This is a genomic window from Streptomyces sp. PA03-1a (assembly GCF_033792805.1).
Classification (GTDB): domain Bacteria; phylum Actinomycetota; class Actinomycetes; order Streptomycetales; family Streptomycetaceae; genus Actinacidiphila.
Map to the genome: position 1 here is coordinate 1 of NZ_JARAVO010000096.1, position 25,076 is coordinate 25,076.

A 25,076-nucleotide genomic window follows, 5' to 3' on the forward strand; every position below is an offset into this window, starting at 1 on the left:
CTTTTTCGTCTCACGCGAGCGAATCGGGCTTTCTGAGCTGCGGTGGTGCTGTGCCGGTGAGGAGCGCGCTGGACCTCTCTCCGGCGCGCGTGGGGTCGTGGAACGGACCGATCGCGGCCGACCCCGCGGCGCCCGGGGGGGCGGCGGCGGGGAAGGCGACGGCCTCCCCCTCCCCTCGATCGTGACGACCGCGCCCGACGGGTCGAACCAGATCCGTGCCGTCCACGGCCCCACGGGCTCCCGCGAGCGGTCCACGGAGACCGTCAGCGTCATGCTCTCCCCGGGCCGCAGCCTGCCGTGGCTCCGGCTCAGCCGCAGCCACGGCTCGGAGGTGGCCGCCCGCCAGCGGACCGGCGCCGCGCCCTCGGCGGTGAGGGTGACGACGGTGACGTGACCGCGCGAGCGGGCCTCGACGAGCAGCCGGCCCGGGCGGGGCACCGAGCGGTCGTCGCCGTCCGTGGCGTCGCCCGGCGGTGAGGCGGAGCCCCGGGCACCGGCCGAGGCGGAGGCGGCGGCGGACGCCGAGGGGGCGGCGGACACGACGGAGACCGACAGACGGCCCTGGCCGCCGCGCGTGGAACGCCCGCGCGCGTCGGCCGCGCCCGCGACACCGGCCTTCTCGTACTGCACGCCGTCGAGGCCCTCGCCGGCACTGAAGGAACCTTCCCCCTTGTGCTCGGGCGCCAGCGGCGCCCCGTGGTACGCCGCCCACAGCGCCAGCACCGGTGCCGCGACGACGGCCGCGACCACCGTGGAGGTCACCGCGCGGTGCCGCATCCGGGCCCGCCGCGCCATCCGCTCCTTCAGGTCCATCGGGAAGCCGTGCCGGTCGAAGCGCGGGGTGCCCTGGCGGGCGCGCCCGACGCCGCCCCGCATGGCGTGCAGCAAGGCGGCGTACGCGGCGGAGCGGGGCGCCTCGACCGTCGACAGCACGGCCGTCGCGGCGGTGGTGGCCAGGCCCGGCCAGGGTCCCGTCGCCACGGCGCGCTCGGCCGTGACCCGGCAGTGCGCGCACACGTCGACGTGGGTCACCAGCTCGCGGCGGAGCGCCGAGCCCAGCAGCACCCGGGCGTCACCGGCGAGGCGGGCGACCGCCGCGCAGTTGCCGAGCTCGACCACGGCGAGCGCCGCCCGGGTGCGCTCCACCTCGCAGGCCGCCTGGGCGAGCAGTGCGCGCGTCGCGTCCTGCTCCCGCCCGACGACCAGGGCCACCTCGTGCGGCGCCAGCTGGTGGCGGACGGCGAGCTCCAGCGCCTCGCGCTGCTCGGGGGTGGTGCCGGCCGCCTCGGGCCAGGCCAGCGCCGCCAGTTCGCCGCGTCTGCGGGCGGCCACGTCCGCCGAGGCCTGCACCGATACCGGCCGCCCCTCGGCCAGGGTGCGCAGGCAGGCCCAGCGGGCCAGCGCGTACAGCCAGGGCCTGCGCAGCTCGGGGTCGCGCAGCCGGGCGCGCTGGCGCTCGGCCACGGCCAGCACGTCGCCGAGGGCGGCGGCGGCGGAGTCGTGCTCGCACAGCACGGAGAGGCAGTAGGTGAACAGCCCGTCCAGGTACGGCTCGTAGTGCGCCGGGGGCTGCGCGGGCAGGGTCCCCTGCGGGCGTGGCCGCCGCCGCGCCGGGGACCCCGGGGTCCCCGGCGCGGTGCGGCCACGCTGGACCGGCGCGCGGTGTCGGCGGTGCGCGCCGGTTGTCTGGGAGGGTGTGTCAGACCTGCTGCTCATCACTCCGTGACGGTAGGACCACGACCCGTACACCCTCAGGCATCACGGCGGGCTTTAATCCAAATGGGTGGTGATCCCGCCCGAAAGAGCACACGCCGCTCACCCCGTCGGGTGACCCTCCGGCCACGTGCGCGAGCCTTTTCCGGAGCGGGACGGCAGGGACCCGCGCCCCGGGCGGTGCGGCGTTGTCGGTGGCACCCGATAGCGTGCGGCACATGGCTGCCCGCACCCGCCCCGCTTCCAAGGACCGTCCGTCGTACCGCTGCACGGAGTGCGGCTGGACGACCGTCAAGTGGCTCGGCCGCTGCGGTGAGTGCCAGGCGTGGGGCACGGTCGAGGAGTACGGCGGCGCGTCGCCGGTGCGCACGACCGCGGCCGGCCGGGTGACGACGCCGGCCAAGCCGATCGGGCAGGTGGACGGCCGCCAGGCCACCGCGCGCGGCACGGGCGTGCCGGAGCTGGACCGGGTCCTGGGCGGCGGGCTGGTGCCCGGGGCCGTGGTGCTGCTCGCGGGGGAGCCGGGCGTCGGCAAGTCGACGCTGCTGCTGGACGTCGCCGCGAAGGCGGCCGGGCCCCAGGCGCGCACGCTCTACGTGACCGGTGAGGAGTCCGCGTCGCAGGTACGGCTGCGGGCCGACCGCATCGGCGCCCTGTCCGACCACCTCTACCTCGCCGCCGAGACCGACCTGTCGGCGGTGCTGGGGCATCTGGACGACGTCAAGCCCTCGCTGCTGATCCTGGACTCGGTGCAGACGGTCGCCTCCCCCGAGATCGACGGAGCCCCCGGCGGCATGGCCCAGGTCCGCGAGGTGGCGGGCGCGCTCATCCGCGCCTCGAAGGAGCGCGGCATGTCGACGCTGCTCGTCGGCCACGTCACCAAGGACGGCGCGATCGCGGGCCCCCGGCTGCTGGAGCACCTGGTGGACGTGGTGCTGTCCTTCGAGGGCGACCGCCACGCCCGCCTGCGGCTGATCCGGGGCATCAAGAACCGCTACGGCGCCACCGACGAGGTCGGCTGCTTCGAGCTGCACGACGAGGGCATCACGGGCCTGGCCGACCCGTCCGGCCTCTTCCTGACCCGGCGCGACGAGCCGGTCCCCGGCACGTGCCTGACGGTCACCCTGGAGGGCAAGCGCCCACTGGTCGCCGAGGTGCAGGCGCTGACCGTCGACACCCAGATCCCCTCCCCGCGCCGTACGACCTCCGGCCTGGAGAACTCCCGGGTGTCGATGATGCTGGCGGTGCTGGAGCAGCGCGGCCGGATCCGGTCGATCGGCAAGCAGGACATCTACACGGCGACCGTCGGCGGCGTGAAGCTCGGGGAGCCGGCCGCCGACCTGGCGGTGGCGCTCGCCCTGGCCAGCGCCGCGATCGACACGCCGCTGCCGAAGAACCTGGTCGCGGTGGGTGAGGTGGGCCTGGCGGGCGAGGTCAGGAGGGTCACCGGGGTGCAGCGCAGGCTCGCCGAGGCGGCCCGGCTGGGCTTCACCCACGCCCTCGTGCCGCCGGACCCGGGGAAGATCCCGTCGGGGATGAAGGTGACGGAGGTGGCGGACATAGGGGACGCCTTGCGCGTCCTGCCCAAGAGGGCCCCACGTCCCTGACCCTTCCGACGGTAAACTTTGCCCTGGTCTCGCCCATCCGGGCATCCGTACGACCGGAGGAGAGCAGTGGCAGCCAACGACCGGGCGTCAGCTCCCGGCAAGGCCTGGAGTCGCGAGGGCTCGGGCGGTGAGGGTCTGATGCGCGCCTCCCTGAGCGCCGTGGCCCCCGGCACGGGCCTTCGGGACGGCCTCGAGCGGGTCCTGCGCGGCAACACCGGCGGCCTCATCGTGCTGGGCATGGACAAGACCGTCGAATCACTGTGCACCGGCGGTTTCGTGCTGGATGTCGAGTTCAGCGCCACCAGGCTGCGCGAGCTGTGCAAGCTCGACGGCGCCCTCATCCTCGACCGGGACATCACCAAGATCGTGCGGGCCGGGGTCCAGCTGGTGCCGGACGCGTCGATCCCCACCGAGGAGACCGGCACCCGGCACCGCACCGCGCAGCGGGTCTCCATCCAGACCGGCTTCCCGGTCGTCTCCGTCAGCCAGTCGATGCGGCTGATCGCCCTGTACGTGGCCGGTCAGCGCCGCGTCCTGGAGGACTCCGCGGCCATCCTCTCCCGCGCCAACCAGGCGCTGGCCACCCTGGAGCGCTACAAGCTGCGCCTGGACGAGGTCGCGGGCACCCTCTCCGCCCTGGAGATCGAGGACCTGGTCACCGTCCGGGACGTCACGGCGGTCGCGCAGCGCCTGGAGATGGTGCGCAGGATCGCCACGGAGATCGCGGAGTACGTCGTCGAGCTGGGCACCGACGGCCGGCTGCTCTCCCTGCAACTGGACGAGCTGATCGCGGGCGTCGAGCCCGAGCGCGAGCTGGTCGTCCGCGACTACGTGCCGGAGCCGACCGCCAAGCGCAGCCGCACGGTCCCCGAGGCGCTCACCGAACTGGACTCGCTGCCGCAGGGCGAGCTGCTCGAACTCCCCACCGTGGCAAGGGCGCTGGGCTATGCCGGCTCCCCCGAGGCGCTGGACTCCGCGGTCTCGCCGCGCGGTTACCGGCTGCTGGCGAAGGTGCCCCGGCTGCCGAACACGATCGTGGAGCGGCTGGTCGAGCACTTCGGCGGGCTGCAGAAGCTGCTCGCCGCGAGCGTGGACGACCTGCAGACGGTCGACGGCGTCGGCGAGGCCCGGGCCCGCTCCGTCCGCGAGGGGCTGTCGCGCCTCGCGGAGTCCTCCATCCTGGAACGCTACGTCTGAGGCCTGGGGGTCCCGGAGGTCCCGGGGGTCCCGCCCCGTGCCGGACGTCCGGGCGTCCTGGCCGCCCCGGACGTCCTAGACGTTCTTCAGGACGAAGGACGTCTGCTTCGCGGAGCGGCCCGGGAGCTTCACCTCGAGCAGGTAGGTGCCGTACGGGGCCGCCCCGCCCTTGGGCGTGGCGCACCGCGGGGAGCTCGTCCGGCGGTCCCACTCGACGTCGTACGAGGTCGAGCCGCCCGCCGGGACCTGCAGCAGGTACGGGGCACGGCTCTTGGGGCAGTCGTCGCTGGCCCACACGTGGTGGTCGTTGACGTCGCTGATGGAGAAGACCGCCGAGTCCGGGCCGAAGTCCAGCTTGCAGGCGGTGGCGGAGGGGTTGGTCGCGGTCAGCGTGAACCGGGGCCGCTCACCGGGCTCGTAGGCGTTGTCGGTGCTGCGCACGCTCAGCGAGACGCCCGGCCCGCAGTTGGGCAGCGAGGAGCCCGCGGGCAACTGCGCACCGCCGCTGCCGCTCCCACCGCCACCGCCGCCGGAACCACCCGCGTCCGCGGCACCCGAGGCACCGGCGTCCGTGCCTCCGTCGCCGCCACCGGAGTCGGCGCCCTGCGAACTGCCGTCCGTGGCGCCGGAGTCGCCGGCGCCGCCGTCCGTGGCGTCACCGCCGTCGTCGCCGCCGGAACCACCGCCGACCGAGCCGCCCGGGCGGGAGCTGTTGAGCGGACCGCTCGCGGACGGGCCGGGGGTGATGGACGGCGCGGGTGAACGGCCGTACGGCCCGTTGGCGCTGTTCCCCCCGCCGTCACGGGAGTTGACGGCCCATACGACGAGGACGGTGAGCAGCCCGACCAGGAGCAGCACAACCGCCCGTCGCCGCCAGTAGATGGAGGACGGGAGAGGTCCCACGGGATTGCGCATTGAGCCCACGCGCAAACCTTATGCGGTTTCCCTTGAATCGGACCAAGGCACGCGCGGCACGCTGGCAACTTGTGTGATTGATCAGCAGATCTCCCCTCCGTTCCGGGGAGCTCCCTCACCCGTTTCGCGCTGCCTGCCGCGGCGGCCCCGGGGACGTAGGATCGGAGGCGCTATGAACGACGACCGCGACCACCAGCAACTGCACTCCCCCGTGATCGACTGGTTCGACGACAACGCCCGGGACCTTCCGTGGCGGCGTCCCGAAGCGGGCGCCTGGGGCGTCATGGTCAGCGAGTTCATGCTGCAGCAGACCCCGGTCAGCCGGGTCCTGCCGGTGTACGGGGCGTGGCTGGAGCGCTGGCCCACGCCGGGCGCCCTCGCGGCGGAGCCCTCCGGGGAGGCGGTCCGCGCCTGGGGCCGGCTCGGCTATCCGCGCCGGGCGCTGCGGCTGCATGCCGCGGCGACCGCGATCGCCCAGCTGCACGGCGGTGAAGTGCCCACGGAGCATGCCGAGTTGCTGGCCCTCCCGGGGGTCGGCGAGTACACGGCCGCCGCGGTGGCCTCCTTCGCGTACGGGCAGCGGCACGCGGTGCTGGACACCAATGTGCGCCGGGTCTTCGCGCGCGCCGTGACCGGTGTGGAGTACCCGCCGAACGCGACGACCGCCGCCGAGCGCCGGATCGCCCACCGGATGCTCCCCGCCGACGAGGCCACCGCCGCCCGCTGGGCCGCGGCCACGATGGAACTGGGCGCCCTGATCTGCACCGCCCGTGGGCCCGAGTGCGTGCGCTGCCCGATCGCCGGGCAGTGCGCCTGGCGGCTGGCCGGCTCCCCCGCGCACGAGGGACCGCCCCGCCGCGGCCAGACGTACGCCGGTACCGACCGCCAGGTCCGGGGCAGGCTGCTGGCCGTGCTGCGCGAGGCCACGGAGCCGGTGCCGCAGGCCGAGCTGGACGCCGTGTGGCAGGAGCCCGTCCAGCGCGCCCGGGCCCTGGACGGCCTGGTCGCCGACGGCCTGGTGGAACCCCTCGAGGACGGTCTGTACCGGCTGCCCGGCTGAGCGCCGCACACTCCGGACGGCCCTGTCGTTACACAACCGATGGGTGGCTGTGGGTCCGCTGTGCGGCGGTGGTCGCGAAAGCCGTACATCCGCTCCGTAGCGTCGACCTGGTCGTAATCAAGCGCGCCGGACGGAGGGACGCCATGGCGGCGAACGCCCAGGGGACAGCCCAGGTCATGGACTTCGAGGAGTACGTGCGGAACCGGCAGGAGGCCCTGCTGCGCAGCGCGCGCCGGCTCGTCCCCGACCCGATCGACGCCCAGGACCTCGTGCAGACGGCGCTGGCCCGCACCTACCCGCGCTGGGGCGACATCGCCGACAAGAACCTGGCCGACGCGTACATGCGCCGGGTGATGATCAACACCCGTACCGAGTGGTGGCGCGCCCGCCGGCTGGAGGAGGTGCCGACCCCCGAGCTGCCGGAGGGTTCCGTGGACGACGGCGCCGACCAGCGGGCCGACCGGGCGATGCTGCTGGACGCGCTCGGCATGCTGGCCCCCAAGCAGCGCCAGGTGGTGCTGCTGCGCCACTACCGGCAGCTCAGCACGGAGGAGACGGCGCACGCGCTGGGCATGTCGGTGGGTACCGTGAAGAGCACGCTGCACCGGGCGCTGGCGCGGCTGCGCGCCGAGCTCGAGCGGCAGAGCAACGGATACGGAAGGCCCGTGGAGCCCGCCACGGGCAGGACGGAGGGCGTGTGCGCCGCAGCGTAGTCCCGGTGGGCACCGCTGCCGCCGCTGTCGCGGTGTGCGGGGCACTCGTCGCCGTGACCAGCTGCCGCGACGCCGGCGGCGTGCGCGAGGAGGGCACCGCCGCGGTCGCCTCCCCCGCCCTGCCGTCCCCCTCGGTGTCGGCGCCGGTCCCGGACGCCCGCACGCTGGACGGCGGGCGGTCGGCGGACCCGCGGGCGGTGGACGCCAAGGCCGCCGCGGACGTGGTGCGCCTGGTGAAGCACGACCCGAAGGTGGCCCGGGACATCCGGGACAGCCTGGTGGCCTGCGCCGCGCCGTCCACGGGTGCGGGGAGCCGCCCGAAGGCCGCGGAGCAGCCGTACCCGGTGGACCGTCGCTCGGGCCGGCTGACCGGCGGGGACGGCACGGACCTGGTGGTCAACGTCTCGACCTGCGCGGACAGCGTGGGCATCGGGAGCTACGTCTACCGCCGGGTGGACGGCGCGTACGTCAACGTCTTCGCCGACGAGCAGCCCCCCGTCTTCGCCGAGATCGGCGACGGCACCCTGAAGGTGACCCACCAGGTGTACGAGCCGCAGGACGCGGTCTCCAACCCCTCGGGCGAGGACGTGACCACGTACCGGTGGAACGGCTCCCGCTTCGAGGAGGTCTCGTTCTCCCACCGCGACTACGAGACGGACGACGGCACCGGGAGCGGTCCGCATGGCTGACACGCACGTGCTGTTCGTCGAGGACGACGACGTCATCCGCGAGGCGACGACCCTGGCGCTGGAGCGCGACGGCTTCGACGTGACCGCCGTGCCGGACGGCCTGGCCGGGCTGGAGGCGTTCCGCGCCCGGCAGCCTGACCTGGCGCTGCTGGACGTGATGGTGCCGGGCCTGGACGGGGTGAGCCTGTGCCGGCGCATCCGGGACGAGTCGACGGTACCGGTGATCATGCTCTCGGCGCGGGCCGACTCGATCGACGTCGTGCTGGGCCTGGAGGCGGGTGCCGACGACTACGTCACCAAGCCCTTCGACGGGGCCGTGCTGACCGCCCGCATGCGGGCGGTGCTGCGGCGCTTCCGGGTGGCCGCGGCGGACGAGCCCCCGGCCGGGACCGGGGCGCTGACCTTCGGGGACCTGGAGGTGGACCCGGAGGGCATGGAGGTGCGGCGCGCCGGCGACCGCCTGGCGCTGACGCCCACGGAGATGCGGCTGCTGCTGGAGTTCTCGGCGGCGCCGGGGACGGTGCTGTCCCGGGACCGGCTGCTGGAGCGGGTCTGGGACTACGAGTGGGGCGGCGACACCCGGGTGGTGGACGTCCATGTGCAGCGGCTGCGGGCGAAGATCGGGCAGGAGCGCATCGAGACGGTGCGCGGCTTCGGCTACAAGCTCAGGGGCTGACGCGGTGACCGCGCGTCCCGGGGGCCCCGTCGCGAGGAGGGCCCGTCCGCTGCCGAAGATCGGGCTGCGCTGGAAGGTCTGCGTGGCGATCGCCGTGGTGTCGGCGCTGGTCGCGCTGGTGCTGAGCCTGGTGGTGCACAACGCGGCCCGGGCCAGCATGATCGACAACTCCCGTGACGTGCAGAACGAGCGGGTGCAGTTCGCCCAGCGGATCTACGAGTCCACCGGCCGGCTCACCTTCGACGCCCGGCTGGACGACCCGGACCTGCCCGCGCCGCTGAAGCGGCTGGCCCGGGAGGGCAAGCGGGCCACCTACGTCTCCGACACCGGCGGCGCGCCCGTGGTGTGGGCGGAGACCCCGCTGGCGGACGGCAAGGTCCTGTCCCTCAATTCGGCGTTCACCGACCGCTTCTCGGTCCTGGAGGACCTGGACCAGGCGCTGGTCATCGGCTCGTCGGCGGTCGTCGTGGGCGGCACGGCGCTGGGCGTGCTCATCGGCGGGCAGTTGTCCCGGCGGCTGCGCAAGGCGGCCGAGGCGGCCGGCCGGGTGGCCGACGGGGAGACGAACGTACGGGTGCGCGACGCGATCGGCGGCCGGGTCCGGGACGAGACGGACGAGCTGGCGCGCGCCGTGGACGCCATGGCGGACGTCCTGGCCGGCCGGCTGGAGGCGGAGCGCCGGGTCACCGCGGACATCGCCCACGAGCTGCGCACCCCGGTGACGGGGCTGGTCACCGCGGCCGAGCTGCTGCCGCCGGGCCGCCCCTCCGAGCTGGTCAGGGACCGCTCGCAGGCGCTGCGCACGCTCGTCGAGGACGTCCTGGAGGTCGCCCGGCTGGACGGCGCCGCCGAGCAGGCCGACCTCCAGGACGTGGCGCTCGGCGACTTCGTACGGCGCAGGGTCGCGGCCGCGGCTCCCGAGGCGACCGTGACCGTCCGCGACGACGCCGTCGTCCGCACCGACCCGCGCCGGCTGGAGCGCGTCCTGGGCAACCTGCTGGCGAACGCCGGGCGGCACGGCCGGCCGCCCGTCGAGGTCACCGTCGACGGCCCGTACGTGGAGGTCCGCGACCACGGCCCGGGCTTCCCCCGCGACCTGCTCCGCGACGGCCCGAGCCGCTTCCGCACGGGCAGCAGCGACCGGGCCGGCAGCGGCCACGGTCTGGGGCTGACCATCGCCACCGGTCAGACCCGCGTCCTCGGCGCCCGTCTCACCTTCCGCAACGTGCCCGAGGAGGAGGGCGGCGGCGCGGTCGCCCGCTTGCTGCTGCCCCGCGAGTGACGGCGGGTCCGACGCGGCCGTCCCACGCCGTGGGCCGCAGGTTCCCCGCCGAACGGACGATGCTCGCACGCGGGTCGGACGACGACCCCCGTGCGAGCATCGGCAGCGGGTGGGGCGGGGTGGGCCGCAGGCTCAGACGACCTCGACCGCGGCGACCGCTTCCTCGGTGCTGGGCGTGGTCGGCGCCGAGCGCAGCGGGATCTCCTTGACGAAGAAGGCCAGCAGGAAGCCGATGACGCTGACCGCGGCGCCCCACAGGAAGACGTGGTGCGTGCCGCCGGCGACGGCGTGCAGGTAGGCGTCCTTGACGGCCGGGGGCAGCTTGGCCAGGCCCGCCGGGTCCAGCTGGGCGGAGCCGGACGCGGCGCCCGCGGCGGCGCCGCCGAGGCGGTCCGTCATGGTGTTCTGCACCTGGTGGGTGAAGATCGCTCCGAAGAGGGCGACGCCGAAGGAGCCGCCGATCGTCCGGAAGAGCGTGGAGGACGAGGAGCCGACGCCCATGTCCTTCATCTCGACGCTGTTCTGCGCTATCAGCATCGTGATCTGCATCAGGAAGCCCATGCCCGCGCCGAGCACGGCCATCCACACGCCGGAGACGAAGCGAGTGGTGCCGGTGTCCATCGTGGACAGCAGGTAGAGGCCGACGGTCATCAGGCCGCCGCCGACGATCGGGAAGATCTTGTACTTGCCGGTCTGGGTGGTGATCCGGCCGGCGATCAGCGAGACGACCATCATCGCCAGCAGCAGCGGCAGCAGCAGGAGGCCGGAGTTGGTCGCGGAGGCGCCCTGGACGGTCTGCTGGTACAGCGGCAGGAAGGTCATCGCGCCGAACATCACGAAGCCGACCAGGAAGCCGATCACCGAGATCAGCGAGAAGTTGCGGCTGTGGAAGATGTGCAGCGGGATGACCGGCTCGGCGACGCGGTTCTCCACGAAGAGGAAGGCGGCCAGCGCGGCCAGGCCGAGCACCAGCAGGCCCAGGATCTGCGGCGAGCCCCACGCGTACTGGTTGCCGCCCCAGGTGGTGAGCAGGACCAGCGAGGTGATGCTGACGGTGAGCAGCACCGTGCCGAGGTAGTCGATGCTGGTCTTGATCTGCTTCTTCGGCAGGTGCAGCACCGCCGAGATCATGAACAGGGCGACCACGCCGAGCGGGAGGTTGATGTAGAAGCTCCAGCGCCAGCCCCAGTTGTCGGTGATGCTGCCGCCGACGAGCGGTCCGCCGATCATGGCGACCGCCATGACGCCGGCCATCATGCCCTGGTACTTGCCGCGCTCCCGCGGCGGGATCAGGTCACCGATGATCGCCATCACACCGACGATCAGACCGCCGGCGCCCAGGCCCTGCACGGCGCGGAAGGCGATCAGCTGGCCCATGTCCTGCGCCATGCCGGACAGCGCCGATCCGATCAGGAAGATCACGATCGACGACATGAAGATGCCCTTGCGGCCGTACAGGTCGCCGAGCTTGCCCCAGACGGGCGTCGATGCGGCGGTGGCCAGCGTGTACGCGGTGACCACCCACGACAGGTGCTCCAGGCCGCCCAGCTCGCCCACGATGGTGGGCATCGCGGTGCCGATGATCATGTTGTCCAGCATCGCGAGCAACATCGCGATCATGAGCCCGAACAACACCACGCGCACGCTGCGCTGCGGGGTGTCGGCGGTGTCCGCCATCACAAGCTCCCCTACTTGTTTCTTGCTTGTCTTCGGTTGCTTACCTGCCGCCCGGCTAGTTGCCTGGGGCACCCTGACAGTATGCGGCTTACTAGCCGGGCGTCAAGTAAGTTAAAGTTCGCCCATGGCAACGCCCCACGCACGCAGAGGTGATACGCGACGCCGCATCCAGGACGTCGCGCTGCAACTCTTCGCCGAGCAGGGATACGAGAAGACGTCCCTGCGCGAGATCGCCGAGCACCTGGACGTGACCAAAGCGGCGTTGTACTACCACTTCAGGACCAAGGAGGACATCCTCAACAGCATCGTCGAGGACCTCGCCTCACCGGTCGACGAGCTGATCGCCTGGGCCACGGAGCAGCCGCGCACCCTGGAGACCAAGTGCGAGGTGCTGCGCCGCTACGCGGACGCGCTGTGGAGCGCCGGACCGCTGTTCCGCTTCATCCAGGAGAACCAGGCCACCGTCCGCGACCTGAGCATCGGCGAGACCTTCAAGACCAAGCTGCTCGCCGTCCACTCCCTGCTCAAGGACCCGGACGCACCGCTGACCGACCAGGTGCGCTCGATCACCGCGGTCTTCGCGATGCACGCGGGGATGTTCGCCATGCAGAACCTCGAGGGCGACCCCGAGGACAAGCGTGCCGCCGTCCTCGAGGTCGCCCAGGAGCTGATCGCCCAGACCTACCGGGGTCAGACCGACACGCCGTGAGCCCGCAGGTAGGGCAGCGGGTTGACGGACGAGCCGTAGTACGGGGTCTTGCGGATCTCGAAGTGCAGGTGGGGTCCGGTGCTGTTGCCGGTGTTGCCGGACAGCGCGATCTGCTGGCCCTGGCCGACGTGCTGGCCGATGCGCACCTGCATCTTCGACAGGTGGCCGTACTGCGAGTACATGCCGTTGGCGTGGCGGATCACGATGTTGTTGCCGTAGGCGCCGCCCCAGCCCGCCTCGACCACGGTGCCGGCGCTCACGGCGTGGACGTTGGTGCCGATCGGCACGGCGAAGTCCTGGCCGGAGTGCTTGTGCGCCCAGCGGGCGCCGTTCTGCATGTAACCGGCGGACAGCGCGTACTTCTTGACCGGGACCGACCAGCCGCTGTTGCTGCGGGCCTGCGCCTGCGGGGCGCCCTTCTGGGACTGCGTCACGTGGTTCTGGTGCTTGCGGTGCAGCTCGGCGCGTGCGTGGCGGTCGGCCTTCACGGCCTGGGCGGCACGCTGCTGCACGTCGGCCTGCGCCCGGGTGACGTCCGCCAGCTTCCCGGCCGCGCCGAGGCCCAGCAGGCTCCCGCTCTGCGTCTCCGCCATGGCCGTCCCTGCCGCACCGAGTGCCAGCGAGGCGCAGACGCCGGCGGTGACGACGGTACGACGGCCACGGAGGAGGGAGCTCGAGATCTTGGGCATGCGCATTCGGAATTACCTCGCGGAAATAGCCGGACAAGAACATTGCGGTGCGTTCGCCGCGATCCCTTGGTAACCCGACATTCCGGCGCCGGACAAGCCCCTATGTTTACTACCGCCTTTCGTATCCGTCACCTCGCGAGGCCCGCTTCCCCGCCTGCGGCAAGGGTTCAAGTCCCCTAAGGTGATTCGTACGTGGCCCAGGTCACGTGGGTCACGTCACCGGCCTCGGGACCAAAGGGAATTGCCCTTCGGGACCTAGGTCCCGTGGCCCGGGTCACACGGAACGGGAAATCCGGGAACATGCGGAGCGCGGAATGGGAAAACCGCGCGAACCGCACGACGGGGGGGGCGGGTACGTGGATCCTTCTGCCGTGGGCGTACGGCTGGCGTCGGCCGTCGCGGGGCCGTTGGTCAAGAGGCTCTTCGTGACCGAGGGACCCGGCGCGGGCCTGCTGGACCGGCCGGTCCGCATCTCCTCCCGCGTCTCCTTCAGGGGCGAGAAGCGCACCCTCACCGACGCGGACCTGCGCGCCCTGGCCGCCAAGCTGGTGCGCCAGGCCCTGCGCACCGGGGAACGCCCCGTCGGCGCCGACGAGGAGACCGCCGTCGTGGACGCCCTCGCGACCTCCCTGCGGGCCCTGGGCGACCTCGACCTCACCGACCTGCAGGCCGTGGGCCTCGGGCACGCCGCGTTCGCCCGCGCCCTGCGCCGTGCGGCCGGATCCCCGGAGCGGGAGCTCAGCGCCGACGGGGCGCACTTCCACGCACGGTTGCTCGACACGGCCTGCCTGCACATCCTGCACTTCTTCACCCAGCGCTCGACCTTCGTCGCCGCCACCCTGGTCGAGCAGAGCCGGACGCTGGGCGACCTGACCGCCCGCGTCGACGAACTCATCGCCCGCACCCCGCTGCCGGGCGGCGAGGACGCGGCCTTCGAGCGGCGCTACCTGGCGTACGTCGCGAAGAAGCACGGGCGGCTCACGATCCACGGCCTCGATCTGGCGGACACCCCGGACCGCTGGCCTCTGGCCACCGCCTACCTCAGCCTGGAGGCGGCACCGTCGGCCGGGCCCCCGGACGGTGGGCCTCCGCACGGTGGGCCTCCGCACGGTGGGACGGAGGGGCTCGGGGGACCCCGCGCCGCCGACCGCGCGCTCGCCGCGCACGAGCGGGTCCTGCTGCGCGGCGAGGCCGGGTCGGGGAAGACCACGCTCGTGCAGTGGCTGGCGATCGCCTGCGCGCGCCAGGAGCCGGACGAGGGCATGGCGTACCTGGAGGACCGGATCCCGTTCGTCCTCCCGCTGCGCACCCTCACCCGTCACGGCGAACGCCTGCCCGCGCCCCCCGGCTTCCTCGCCGCCTCCGGCTGCCCGCTCGCCGGTACCCAGCCCGCCGGCTGGGAGACCCGGGTCCTGACCGAGGGCCGCGGGCTGCTGCTGGTCGACGGCATCGACGAGATCCCGGACGCCGAACGCCGCCGCGCCCGGGCCTGGCTCCGCGACCTGCTCGACGCCCATCCCGGCAACCGCTGGCTGGTCACCTCCCGCCCCTCCGCCGTACGGCAGGACTGGCTGGCCGGGGAGGGCTTCACCGAGCTGGCCCTGACCCCCATGGGCCCCGCCGACGTCACCGCCTTCGTCCGCCGCTGGCACGCCGCCGCGGGGCCGGAGGCGGCCGGGTACGCCGACGGCCTGCTGAGCGCCGTGCGGGCCGAGCCGGACCTCGGCCGGCTCGCCACCAACCCCCTGATGTGCGGCCTGATCTGCGCCCTGCACCACGACCGTCGCGGCTACCTCCCGCGGGCCAGGAAGGACCTGTACGCCGCCGCCCTGTCGATGCTGCTGGTCCGCCGGGACCGCGAACGGGAGGCGGCCGTCGTGCCGCTGCGCGAGGAGGCGCAGATCGAGCTGCTGCAGCGGCTGGCGCACTGGCTGGTCCGCAACGGCCGCACCGAGATGGACCTCGACCGGGCCGAGGCCGTCGTCGCGCGGGCGCTGCCCGCCGTCCCCGAGGCCGCCGCCCTCGGCGACGCCGCCGCCGTCCTCACCCACCTCCTCGACCGGGGCGGCGTGCTGCGCCGGCCCGCACCCGGCACGGTCGACTTCGTGCACCGCACCTTCCAGGACTACCTGGGCGCCCGCGCCGCCGTCGAGGAGGGCGACTTCGGGCTGCTCGCCGCCCACGCCGCCGACGACCGGTGGGAGGACGTCCTGCGCATGGCCGTGGCGCTCGCCCGTCCGAGCGAGCGCGCCGCGATCCTCCAGGACCTCCTCGACCGCGGTGACCTCGCCGCGGACCGGCGCACCCGGGCACGGCTCCACCTGCTCGCCGCCGCCTGCCTGGAGCACGCCACCGCCCTCGACCCGGCCGTGCGCGGGGCCGTGGAACGGCGCGCCGCCGCGCTCGTCCCGCCCGCCGACGCGGCCGAGGCCCGCGCCCTGGCGGAGGCCGGACCGCTCGTCCTGGACCTGCTCCCCGGCCCCGACGGGCTCTGCGACGAGGACGCGCTCCACGTCGTGGTCACGGCCTGCCACCTGCCCTCGGACCGGGCCGCCGGCTATCTGGGCCGCTTCGCCGCGCACCCGTCCGTGCGCGTCCGCGCCCAGCTGATGTGGTCCTGGCACCGCTTCGACTGCGCCGTGTACGCGCAGGAGGTCGTCGCCCGTCTCGACCCGGACGGCCTGGACTTCACCGTCCGCTCCGCCGACCAGCTGCGCGAACTGCGCAGGCTCGCTCTGCGGCCCACCCGCCTCGACCTGCGGGGCGAGCTGCCCGTGGACGAGCTGACCGGGTACGTGGCCGGGCTCGCCCTCACCGAGGTCAGGCTGAAGGACTGCGCGCTGCCCGACCTGCGATTCCTGGCGGGCCAGCGGGGCCTGCGCAGGCTCGCGCTGCTCGGTCCGGGCACGCCCGCCGACTGGGGGTCGATCGGCGGGCTGCCCGCGCTGCGGGAGCTGGAGCTGGCCGCCCCGGCCGACGGCCGGTTCGACCTGTCACCGCTGGCGGCCCACCCCGGGCCGCTGACCGTGCGCATCCCGCTGCCGGCCGACCGTCTCGCCGGGGCCGACCGGCTGCCCGCGCACGTGACCGTCGTCCCGGGACCGGGTCAGGGACGGTAGCCGCGATCCCGGTCCCCCCAGCCGTCCCAGCCGCCGTGGCCCCAGCCGTCGCCGTCGTCGCCGTCGCAGTCCCCCTCGCAGGACTCCCCGCCGGGGGTCGGGGAACCGGTGGCCGTGGGCGTCGGGCCCGGCGGCGCCGAGGGCAGCGCGGCCACCCGGGTCGAGCCGGCGAGCAACTGCGAGCCGGTGGTGTACGCCACCGACTGGAAGCGGGGCGGGGCGACGGAGGTGTCGAAGGTCCAGCGCTGGACGGGCCGGCCGTCGCGGGGCCGCAGGACGACCTGCGCACCCGGCTCGCGGCCCTCGGGGGCGACCGCGAGCTGCTGATTCCAGCGGGGGATGAGGTCCCCGGTCAGGGTGAGGTCGTAGCGCACGTCCTCGGCGCCGGTGACGAAGGACGCCGTGCACAGACCCAGTTCCAGCGCGGGGCCGCGGTGGGAGTTGAGGCAGTACGCGGGCTGGGCGACGCTCCGCATGAGCCCGTCCGGCTCGTACGACCAGAACTGCGTGGCACCGGAGTCGCAGCGCGCGGTGGCCGCCCCGGTGCCGATCACGGTGCGGCGGCCGGACAGGTCGATGCACAGGTCGTCGCCGTTGTTCCGGAGCCGGCCGCGGAGCCCGTCGGTGGGGACGGGGTCGGCGGTGACCGTGCCCGGCGCGGTGCCCGAGGTGGTGACCGAGGCCGAGGCGGTGGGGGACGCCGTGGCCGCGGTGGGCGCCGTACCGGAGGCACGGTCGTCGCTACCGCCGCCGGTGGTGCTGAGGCCGACCACCAGGGCGGTCACCAGCGCGCAGCCGCCGATGCCCAGGAGGGTCGCGGCGAGCCCCCGGCGGCCGCCGCTCGCGGCGCGGCGCCTGCGGCCGCCGTGGCGCCGCCCGGGAGAACCGCCGGAGCCCTTCCCGGCATCGTTGTCACGGGCCGCCCGGCGGGTGGGGCGGGAGTCGAAGTAGCCCCGCGCCTCCCAGACCAGCACCGCCTCGGCGATCAGCACGCCCAGCCGGTCCCCGGAGTGGTCGAGCTGCTCGGCCGCGTACCGGCAGTGGTCGCACCGGGCTATGTGCCGCTGCAGGTCGGGGACGAGACCGGCGCCCCCGCGGTGGATGGAGATGTCCAGCAGACGGCTGAACTGCAGGCAGGCCTCGTACGGCGCGAGGTCCCGGTGCGCCTGGACGCAGGCCTCGCGGAAGCGGGTACGGGCGAGCTCCAGCTGGGCCGCCGCCCGCTCCGGGTCGATGCCCAGCAGCCCGGCCGGCACGTCGAGCGGCTCGGCGTCGACCTCGGCGTGCCAGAGCAGGCAGCGGGCGGGCTCGGGCAGCCGCATGAAGGCCCGGTTCGCCAGCCGGCGGTTCTCCGGTACCGCCAGGCGGGTGTCGGTCTGGTCGGGGCGGGGCCGCAACCGCCGGTGGAGCCAGGCGCGCCGGCGGTCGACGGCCCACTCCTCGGCGATCTTGTGGACGGTGATCAGGAGTTCGGGGCGCCAGGCCGCCGAGGGCCCGGTCAGCCGCAGGGTGTCGACGAAGACCCGGGTGAACGCGGCCGCCGCGAGGATGCCGGCGGCGTGTCCGGAGACCGTGCACAACTCCGCGTACTCGGAGACCGGCCGCCAATGGCGGGCCAGCAACTCCTCGAACGGCTGGTGCGCGCCTTCCTTTCCCAGGGGCTTTCCGATCTCTCCGGACAACGCCTCGTCCGGTACGCCGAACAGCCGGCCGGGGTGCGCGGAATTCGGATGCGGGGATTCCTTCAACGAGAGTTTCCTTCCGCGTTCGCCCCGCCGGGAAAAGTACGAACCAATGCGCCGGCGCGGGACGCAGCTACGTGGGGGGAGGTGAGGCCGGGGCGCCGGTGAAGGGGCAAGGTGGCCTCTCCTCACTCTCGGCTGATCTTTTCGAATGCCTGCCGGAATGACGGCACGACACCGGCCGGAGCACGGAGAAGGAGGAGTCCGTGCTGAACATCGCTCACCTTTCCACAAATGCAACCGGCGCAACAAGGGTGGGTTCATGGGGAACACAAAACGCGACGACCCCGCCCGCACTAATGTGCGGACGGGGTCGGATCGCTGTGCGATTACTTGCGGTTACGCTTCCTTGCTGAGGTTCGGCCCGCCGGCCGCCTCGACCGGAGGCGCGTCGGCGACGGCGACCTTCTCCTCACCCCGGAAGGTGAACTTGATGTTCTCGCCCTCGCCCTCGGTGCCCACGACCACGATGTGACCGGTGCGCAGCTCGCCGAAGAGGATCTTCTCGGAGAGCACGTCCTCGATCTCGCGCTGGATCGTCCGGCGCAGCGGCCGGGCGCCCAGCACGGGGTCGTAGCCCCGCTTGGCGAGCAGCGACTTGGCCTCGGGGCTGAGCTCGATGCCCATGTCCTTGTCCCTGAGGCGCTCGTCCACCCGGGCGATCATGAGGTCGACGATCTGGATGATGTCTTCCTCGCTGAGCTGGTGGAAGACCACGATGTCGTCGACACGGTTCAGGAACTCGGGGCGGAAGTGCTGCTTGAGCTCCTCGCCGACCTTGGCCTTCATCCGCTCGTACCCGGTCTTGACGTCACCCGCGGCCGCGAAGCCGAGGTTGAAGCCCTTGGAGATGTCCCGGGTGCCGAGGTTGGTGGTCATGATGATGACCGTGTTCTTGAAGTCCACGACCCGGCCCTGGGAGTCGGTCAGGCGACCGTCCTCCAGGATCTGCAGCAGGCTGTTGAAGATGTCCGGGTGGGCCTTCTCGACCTCGTCGAAGAGGACGACCGAGAACGGCTTGCGGCGCACCTTCTCGGTGAGCTGGCCGCCCTCCTCGTAGCCGACGTATCCGGGCGGGGAGCCGAACAGCCGCGAGACGGTGTGCTTCTCGCTGAACTCGGACATGTCGAGCTGGATCAGCGCGTCCTCGTCGCCGAAGAGGAACTCGGCGAGCGTCTTGGAGAGCTCGGTCTTACCGACACCGGACGGGCCGGCGAAGATGAACGAGCCACCGGGGCGCTTGGGGTCCTTCAGACCGGCCCGCGTACGGCGGATGGCCTGCGAGAGGGCCTTGATCGCGTCCTTCTGGCCGATGACGCGCTTGTGCAGCTCGTCCTCCATGCGCAGCAGACGCGAGGACTCCTCCTCGGTGAGCTTGAAGACCGGGATGCCCGTGGCGGTGGCCAGGACCTCGGCGATCAGCTCCTCGTCGACCTCGGCGACGACGTCCATGTCGCCGGCCTTCCACTCCTTCTCCCGCTTGGTCTTCGCGGAGAGCAGCTGCTTCTCCTTGTCGCGGAGGGAAGCGGCCTTCTCGAAGTCCTGCGAGTCGATCGCGGACTCCTTCTCCCGGCGCACGTCGGCGATCTTCTCGTCGAACTCGCGCAGGTCCGGCGGCGCGGTCATCCGGCGGATGCGCATCCGGGAACCGGCCTCGTCGATCAGGTCGATCGCCTTGTCCGGCAGGAAGCGGTCCGAGATGTAGCGGTCGGCGAGGGTCGCCGCGGCCACCAGGGCGGCGTCCGTGATGGACACGCGGTGGTGGGCCTCGTAGCGGTCCCGCAGGCCCTTGAGGATCTCGATGGTGTGCGGCAGCGACGGCTCCGCGACCTGGATGGGCTGGAAGCGGCGCTCCAGGGCCGCGTCCTTCTCCAGGTGCTTGCGGTACTCGTCGAGCGTGGTGGCGCCGATGGTCTGCAGCTCGCCGCGGGCGAGCATCGGCTTGAGGATCGAGGCGGCGTCGATCGCGCCCTCGGCGGCGCCCGCACCCACCAGGGTGTGGAGCTCGTCGATGAACAGGATGATGTCGCCGCGGGTGCGGATCTCCTTGAGCACCTTCTTCAGGCGCTCCTCGAAGTCACCGCGGTACCGGGAGCCGGCCACCAGGGCGCCGAGGTCCAGGGTGTAGAGCTGCTTGTCCTTCAGCGTCTCCGGGACCTCACCCTTGACGATGGCCTGGGCCAGGCCCTCGACGACGGCGGTCTTGCCGACGCCGGGCTCGCCGATGAGGACGGGGTTGTTCTTGGTGCGGCGCGACAGCACCTGCATCACGCGCTCGATCTCCTTCTCGCGCCCGATGACCGGGTCGAGCTTGGTCTCACGAGCGGCCTGCGTGAGGTTGCGGCCGAACTGGTCCAGGACGAGCGAGGTCGAGGGGGTGCCCTCGGCCGGACCGCCTGCGGTGGCGGCCTCCTTGCCCTGGTAGCCGGAGAGCAGCTGGATGACCTGCTGCCGCACCCGGTTGAGATCGGCGCCCAGCTTCACGAGGACCTGGGCCGCGACGCCCTCGCCCTCGCGGATCAGGCCGAGCAGGATGTGCTCGGTGCCGATGTAGTTGTGGCCGAGCTGGAGGGCCTCGCGGAGCGACAGCTCCAGGACCTTCTTGGCCCGGGGGGTGAAGGGGATGTGGCCGGACGGGGCCTGCTGCCCCTGTCCGATGATCTCCTCAACCTGCTGGCGGACCGCCTCGAGCGAAATCCCGAGGCTCTCCAGGGCCTTAGCGGCGACACCCTCACCCTCGTGGATAAGGCCCAGGAGGATGTGCTCGGTGCCGATGTAGTTGTGGTTGAGCATCCGGGCTTCTTCCTGAGCCAGGACGACAACCCGCCGCGCGCGGTCGGTGAACCTCTCGAACATCGTTAATCGCTCCTCAGAGCGGTCGGGCAGTTAGGGGCGTGTCCCCTCCCTGTCCTTCCGCATGCTAGTCCCGCACAGCGGGGCAGCTCACTTCAACCGTCGACACCTTGCGAGGTCGTTAACCCCCGCGCCGTCGACAACAGCCTCAACCCGATGGTGCGAGACGATGTTCCCGCAGGCCAGGCGGATAGCCCTTTATCCAGTACGCCGAGGGCGAACGCCCCGCCTGTCCGACATGGCCGTCGTCCGTTCCCACTAGGTATTTCTTACCCGCCTGCACGGACAGTCCATGCCGGGAGCACGCCCGCTGTCTGCTATAGGCGAACAGGCTTGCGTCCTGGGGATTCACGGAGGGTGACGGGAACCGGCCGGCCGGGCACTCCCGGTGACCCGCGTCGTAACCCGGGACCCCCGGGGAGCGTTGCGCAGGGCATGCAGGCCTCACGGGTCCCGGCGACCCTGGAACACGCGGACGCCCTCGACGTCCCCGCGGAGGCGGGGCACGAGGTGCTCGGCCGCTTCCCGGCGCCCCGGACGGGACCGGTCGCCCTGGCGGGGTACCGGATGCGCTTCTTCGTCGCCCCGGGCAGCGCCGAGGAACTGCCCGGCCTGCTGGACTGGCTGGAGTGGAGCGGCATCCCGCTCGACCTCGTACCGCTGTGCGGGCGGGAGGCCGCCTACGACGACGGCGCGCAGGCCTGGCTCCGGCCGCCCGTTCCGGACGGCGGGCGCCACGCCGGCGCGCCGTTCTCCCTGCCCGCCATGACGCTCGGCACGCAACCCAACCCCGCGGCGGACGGACGCTCCGGAGGGACCGTGGGCCTGACGGCCCTGGTCTCCGCGCTCGCGACCGCCTGCCACCGGGTCCGGCTGCGTGTCGCCCGGACCGATCAGCCGTGCGCCTTCTCGTACGCCTCGCGGATCTGCGCGGGGACACGGCCGCGGTCGTTGACCTCGTAACCCTCTTCCTTGGCCCACGCGCGGATCTTCGCGGTGTCCTGGCTCGCGGCGCCCCCGCGGGAGGCGCCCTTCGCGGCGCGGCCCCGGCCGGCGCGGCCACCGGTACGGCGGCCGTTGTCCACGTACGGGCCGAGGAGACCACGCAGCTTGTCGGCGTTGTCGGTGGTGAGGTCGATCTCGTACGTCACTCCGTCGAGTGCGAACGTCACGGTCTCATCCGCCTCGCCGCCGTCGAGGTCGTCAACAAGAAGGACCTGAACCTTCTGTGCCACCGGCTTCCCTTTCATCGAATACGGATAACCGGTAAAAGCAAACCGCCTTTTCCCGGAAAACTCAAACCCCTTGCCCGAACTGCTCCCGGCCGGCCACCATCCCCGCGGTCTTCCGCCGGAACGTTTCGGACATACTGTTGTGCCGGACGGACGCCGTGGGCAGCCTCACAGATGCAACAGCATCCGGCTGTTGCCCAAGGTGTTCGGTTTCACTCGTTCGAGGTCGAGGAACTCGGCCACGCCCTCGTCCTTTGACCGCAGCAGCTCACCGAAGACATCGCCGTCGACCGGCGTCTCGCCGATCTCCACGAAGCCGTGCTTCGCGAAGAAGTCCACTTCGAAGGTGAGGCAGAAAATTCGCCGCACTCCCAGCCACCGCGCGGTCTGCAGCAGCTTCTCCAGCACGAGATGCCCGACGCCCTTGCCGTGCTGCGCCGGATCGACCGCGAGGGTGCGCACCTCGGCGAGGTCCTCCCACATCACGTGCAATGCGCCGCAGGCCACCACCTCGGCGTCCTGGTCGTGTTCGGCCACCCAGAACTCCTGGATGTCCTCGTAAAGCGTCACCGTCGGCTTGTCGAGCAGGATGCGGTCGCGAACATAGGCGTCGAGCAGTCGCCGGACAGCCGGCACGTCGGCCGTCCTGGCCCGGCGGATGGTGACGTCATTTGATGCGGCGCGCATGTGCGGACGCTATCGCCCGTCCGATCCGCCCGTCTCCCCGGGGTCACCCGGATCAGCGGATTGCACCACCCGCATTGCGTCACGGAGGGCTTCTCGCTGTTCCGCCGACATCATGCCGAAGAACGCGACAAGGGCCGCCGCGGGGTTGTCACTGGCGGCCCACGCCTCGTGCATGAGTGCCGCCGAGTAAGCGGCCCGAGTGGAAACCGCCTCATAGCGATAGGCGCGTCCTTCGGCTTCCCGCCGGAGCCAGCCCTTCTGATGAAGGTTGTCCATTACGGTCATGACCGTCGTGTACGCGATCGAGCGCTCCCGGCGGAGATCCTCCAGCACCTCGCGCACCGTCACCGGGCGGTTCCAGCGCCACACCCGGCTCATCACGGCGTCTTCGAGGTCTCCCAATGGACGGGGCACACCCGAATACTAGTTGCTTACGGGCGCAATGCCCGGAATGCCGGAAATCCCGAGGTCATACCCGAGGCTTCTCGATGCCGCCCGACCGCTGGGCCGCGGGCTGCGCGCCGGACAGCGCGGCGTCGACCACCGCGTCCTCCTTGGCCTTGTTGACCCCGCCCTGGCTCCTGATCAGCGTCCGGATGAGGAAGGTGAACGCGATGGCCATCACGGTGGGGGGCACGAGCGCGGAGACGTAGTCCATGGCACCAGGGTAGCCACGCCCCCTGGCGCGCCCCGCGGCGGACCACCACCGCGGGATGTGGCCCCCGGTCGGACGAAGCCGTGGCCCCGGCCCGCGTCGTCGCGGGCCGGGGCCACGGCTTCGTCACCGAGGGGCGGCTACGCGCCCGTACGCGCCCTGCGGCGGACCGCCGCCACCAGGAGGGCACCCAGGACGGCGCAGGCCGCAGAGCCGGCCGCCAGGGGACGTACGGGCCCCGCGCCGGTGGCGGCGAGGGAGCCCGTCCCGCCGGCCGGAACCACGCCGGAACCGCCCGAGGCGCTCCCGCCGGAGCCGGACGGCGCCTTGGCCGTGACCGTGAGGACACCCGCGTTGTTCTTCTGGCCCTTGCGGTCGACGCCGTAGTCCGAGGCCGCGAAGACCAGGCCGGTGGCCTCGTCCAGTGCCCGGTCCGCAACCAGGGTGAAGGAGAAGGTCTGGGAGGTGCCGGGCTCGATCGAGTGCCGGGTGTGGCAGTAGTAGATCGTCCCGGTCGGCACGGGCGCGACGTCCTGCGGGTCGTCGCCGAAGGTGACGCCGCCCGGGTAGTCGTCCCAGTCCGCATTCGTGGTCAGCTTGCAGGCGCCGTCGCGCGCCGTGACCCGCACCCCGCGGGGGATCTCCACCGCGACCCAGGTGGCCGGCCCGGTCCCGCTGGTGCCGCGTGCCCGCGCGGCCTCGTCGCCCTCGTTGCGCAGGCCCACGACGGCCTTCGTCCGGTCGCCGACCGTCGCCCGGACCGTGTCCCCGATCGCCACCAGGTCCGCCCCGCGGTGGCCGGGGGCCGGCCCCTCGGGGTCGTACATCTTGATGTTCAGGCCGCCGAGGTTGTCGGTGTAGTCGACGTCCCAGCCCTCCTGCGCGGCGGACTTCCGGGCCGCCGTCCCGGGGCCGCGCGTGTCCTTGGCCGCCGGGGCGGACGTCTTGCGGACGAGGGTGAGCGGGGCCCCGGTGCCGGGGGTGCCGAGCTGTGCGTCGTCGTCGAGGTTTCCGCCGATCAGGTCGGCCTGGTAGCCCACCCTGCCGTCGGTGGCGCCGGACTCGACCTCGATCTTCAGCGGCTTCGCGAGCTCCCACACCTCGCCCGGGGCGATGTCGGTGGCGAAGTGGCAGACGAAGGCGTCCTCCGGCTGGCCCACCGGGGCGTGGCGGCAGTTGCCGAAGTCGTCCGCCATCACCAGGCCCGTGCCGAAGGAGCGGGTGAGATTGGTCCGCACCAGGACGGAGACGCCGCCGCGGGTGGGCCGGTCACCGACGTTGGCGATGACCACCGGCAGGTCGAGGGTGTCGCCGGGCCGTACGTCGGAGACGGCGGACGACTTCGGCACGACGAGGTCCGGGCCGCTGCCGACCGTGATCCGGGTGGCGGTCATGCTGTCGGGATCCGGCCTGGCGTCCTTCGCGCTCACCGAGTAGCGCAGCGTCGCGGCGTCGTCGGTCCTGGAGCCGGAGGCGGCCCGCATCCTCACGGGTATCGCGGTGCCGGTGTGGTCGACCGTGCCCAGGGAGCAGGTGGCCGTGGTGCCCGAGGTGGCGCACAGGTGCGCGGGGAGCGCCACGTCCACGACGCCGGCCAGGGCGGCGAGGTCCATGGTGACGACGACCTCGTGGGCGGGCTCCGGCACCTGCCCATCGTCGAAGCGCTGGACCAGGGCGGTGATCTCGAACGTCTTGTACGCGGTGCTCGTCGCCGCCACCCCGACGTCGCCGGGTGCGGTCAGGTGCAGTTCGGCTCTGAGGGGCGCGGCCGAGGCCGCGCCCGCGATGACGGCGGATCCGGCCGTCGCGGTCATGACGACGGCCGCGGTGCACACCGCGAGCCGGGTGAGTCTCATGCCGG

Annotated in this window: 21 protein-coding genes; 10 read left to right on the forward strand and 11 right to left on the reverse strand. The window is 72.8% G+C overall.

The window, feature by feature from the left end; genetic code table 11:
- Positions 1–1,716: BACON domain-containing protein (locus tag PV341_RS22020; protein WP_500358807.1), on the reverse strand; the 1,716-nt coding region annotated here is incomplete at its 3' end.
- 215 nt (positions 1,717–1,931) lie between these two features.
- Between PV341_RS22020 and radA the strand changes: the two genes are divergently transcribed.
- Together radA and disA are read left to right on the forward strand one after the other, a co-directional pair.
- Positions 1,932–3,320 carry a DNA repair protein RadA gene (gene radA, locus PV341_RS22025; protein WP_500330171.1) on the forward strand — a complete coding sequence of 463 codons (1,389 nt, stop codon included), beginning with the start codon at positions 1,932–1,934 and terminating at the stop codon, positions 3,318–3,320.
- 66 nt (positions 3,321–3,386) lie between these two features.
- Positions 3,387–4,517 carry a DNA integrity scanning diadenylate cyclase DisA gene (gene disA / locus PV341_RS22030; RefSeq protein ID WP_500330173.1) on the forward strand — a complete coding sequence of 377 codons (1,131 nt, stop codon included), beginning with the start codon at positions 3,387–3,389 and terminating at the stop codon, positions 4,515–4,517.
- A gap of 75 nt (positions 4,518–4,592) precedes the next feature.
- Here disA and PV341_RS22035 read toward each other — a convergent pair whose 3' ends face one another.
- Complete coding sequence (locus PV341_RS22035) at positions 4,593–5,432, reverse strand: hypothetical protein (RefSeq protein WP_500358808.1); 840 nt, start codon at positions 5,430–5,432, stop codon at positions 4,593–4,595.
- Between the two features lie 172 nt (positions 5,433–5,604).
- On the opposite strand from PV341_RS22035, the gene PV341_RS22040 reads away from it, so the two are divergent.
- The 5 genes from PV341_RS22040 (at position 5,605) to PV341_RS22060 (ending at position 9,852) form a co-directional block, all read left to right on the forward strand.
- The gene (locus tag PV341_RS22040) at positions 5,605–6,492 is read left to right on the forward strand and encodes an HhH-GPD family protein (RefSeq protein WP_500358810.1); all 888 of its coding nucleotides are present in this window, start codon (positions 5,605–5,607) and stop codon (positions 6,490–6,492) included.
- Positions 6,493–6,635: 143 nt separating this feature from the next.
- Positions 6,636–7,205, forward strand: coding sequence for a SigE family RNA polymerase sigma factor (locus tag PV341_RS22045; protein ID WP_499513235.1), 570 nt, complete (start codon positions 6,636–6,638; stop codon positions 7,203–7,205).
- Entirely contained in the window at positions 7,190–7,894 is a 705-nt protein-coding gene (locus tag PV341_RS22050; RefSeq protein WP_500330178.1) for a hypothetical protein, read from the forward strand. Before PV341_RS22045 ends, PV341_RS22050 begins: the two co-directional genes overlap by 16 nt.
- Positions 7,887–8,570 carry a two-component system response regulator CseB gene (cseB, locus tag PV341_RS22055; protein ID WP_500330180.1) on the forward strand — a complete coding sequence of 228 codons (684 nt, stop codon included), beginning with the start codon at positions 7,887–7,889 and terminating at the stop codon, positions 8,568–8,570. The genes PV341_RS22050 and cseB overlap by 8 nt, the downstream gene beginning before the upstream one ends.
- Positions 8,491–9,852, forward strand: a complete 1,362-nt coding sequence (locus tag PV341_RS22060; protein WP_500330181.1) for a sensor histidine kinase — start codon at positions 8,491–8,493, stop codon at positions 9,850–9,852. Before cseB ends, PV341_RS22060 begins: the two co-directional genes overlap by 80 nt.
- A gap of 132 nt (positions 9,853–9,984) precedes the next feature.
- On the opposite strand, the gene PV341_RS22065 is transcribed toward PV341_RS22060, so the two are convergent.
- Positions 9,985–11,529: an MDR family MFS transporter gene (locus PV341_RS22065; RefSeq protein ID WP_500330182.1), complete on the reverse strand. Its 1,545-nt coding sequence runs from the start codon at positions 11,527–11,529 to the stop codon at positions 9,985–9,987.
- 124 nt (positions 11,530–11,653) lie between these two features.
- Here PV341_RS22065 and PV341_RS22070 point away from each other — a divergent pair, with 124 nt between their 5' ends.
- Positions 11,654–12,238 (forward strand): TetR/AcrR family transcriptional regulator, encoded by a 585-nt coding sequence (locus tag PV341_RS22070; protein ID WP_500330184.1) that lies wholly within the window; start codon positions 11,654–11,656, stop codon positions 12,236–12,238.
- Here the strand turns inward: PV341_RS22070 and PV341_RS22075 are convergent.
- Entirely contained in the window at positions 12,220–12,933 is a 714-nt protein-coding gene (locus PV341_RS22075; protein WP_500330185.1) for a M23 family metallopeptidase, read from the reverse strand. The two genes, PV341_RS22070 and PV341_RS22075, sit on opposite strands and share 19 nt — an antisense overlap.
- A 365-nt stretch (positions 12,934–13,298) precedes the next feature.
- On the opposite strand from PV341_RS22075, the gene PV341_RS22080 reads away from it, so the two are divergent.
- Positions 13,299–16,046, forward strand: a complete 2,748-nt coding sequence (locus PV341_RS22080; protein WP_500358811.1) for an NACHT domain-containing protein — start codon at positions 13,299–13,301, stop codon at positions 16,044–16,046.
- On the opposite strand, the gene PV341_RS22085 is transcribed toward PV341_RS22080, so the two are convergent.
- Together PV341_RS22085 and PV341_RS22090 are read right to left on the reverse strand one after the other, a co-directional pair.
- On the reverse strand, positions 16,034–17,794 hold the full coding sequence (locus tag PV341_RS22085; protein WP_500358812.1) for a ricin-type beta-trefoil lectin domain protein: 1,761 nt from the start codon (positions 17,792–17,794) through the stop codon (positions 16,034–16,036). The two genes, PV341_RS22080 and PV341_RS22085, sit on opposite strands and share 13 nt — an antisense overlap.
- A gap of 333 nt (positions 17,795–18,127) precedes the next feature.
- Positions 18,128–20,644 (reverse strand): ATP-dependent Clp protease ATP-binding subunit, encoded by a 2,517-nt coding sequence (locus tag PV341_RS22090; protein ID WP_499513226.1) that lies wholly within the window; start codon positions 20,642–20,644, stop codon positions 18,128–18,130.
- Between the two features lie 432 nt (positions 20,645–21,076).
- Between PV341_RS22090 and PV341_RS22095 the strand changes: the two genes are divergently transcribed.
- Positions 21,077–21,604: an SCO3374 family protein gene (locus tag PV341_RS22095; protein ID WP_499513225.1), complete on the forward strand. Its 528-nt coding sequence runs from the start codon at positions 21,077–21,079 to the stop codon at positions 21,602–21,604.
- On the opposite strand, the gene PV341_RS22100 is transcribed toward PV341_RS22095, so the two are convergent.
- From PV341_RS22100 to PV341_RS22120, 5 genes are all read right to left on the reverse strand, one after another.
- Entirely contained in the window at positions 21,535–21,876 is a 342-nt protein-coding gene (locus PV341_RS22100) for a histone-like nucleoid-structuring protein Lsr2 (RefSeq protein ID WP_499513224.1), read from the reverse strand. The two genes, PV341_RS22095 and PV341_RS22100, sit on opposite strands and share 70 nt — an antisense overlap.
- Before the next feature lie 165 nt (positions 21,877–22,041).
- Positions 22,042–22,560 carry an amino-acid N-acetyltransferase gene (locus PV341_RS22105; RefSeq protein ID WP_431962047.1) on the reverse strand — a complete coding sequence of 173 codons (519 nt, stop codon included), beginning with the start codon at positions 22,558–22,560 and terminating at the stop codon, positions 22,042–22,044.
- Between the two features lie 9 nt (positions 22,561–22,569).
- Complete coding sequence (locus PV341_RS22110) at positions 22,570–22,974, reverse strand: BlaI/MecI/CopY family transcriptional regulator (protein ID WP_499513223.1); 405 nt, start codon at positions 22,972–22,974, stop codon at positions 22,570–22,572.
- Between the two features lie 55 nt (positions 22,975–23,029).
- A complete protein-coding gene (locus tag PV341_RS22115; RefSeq protein WP_500330190.1) occupies positions 23,030–23,218 on the reverse strand; it encodes a hypothetical protein in 189 nt (62 codons plus the stop codon).
- Positions 23,219–23,355: 137 nt separating this feature from the next.
- On the reverse strand, positions 23,356–25,071 hold the full coding sequence (locus PV341_RS22120) for a hypothetical protein (protein WP_500358813.1): 1,716 nt from the start codon (positions 25,069–25,071) through the stop codon (positions 23,356–23,358).
- Positions 25,072–25,076 lie beyond the last annotated feature (5 nt).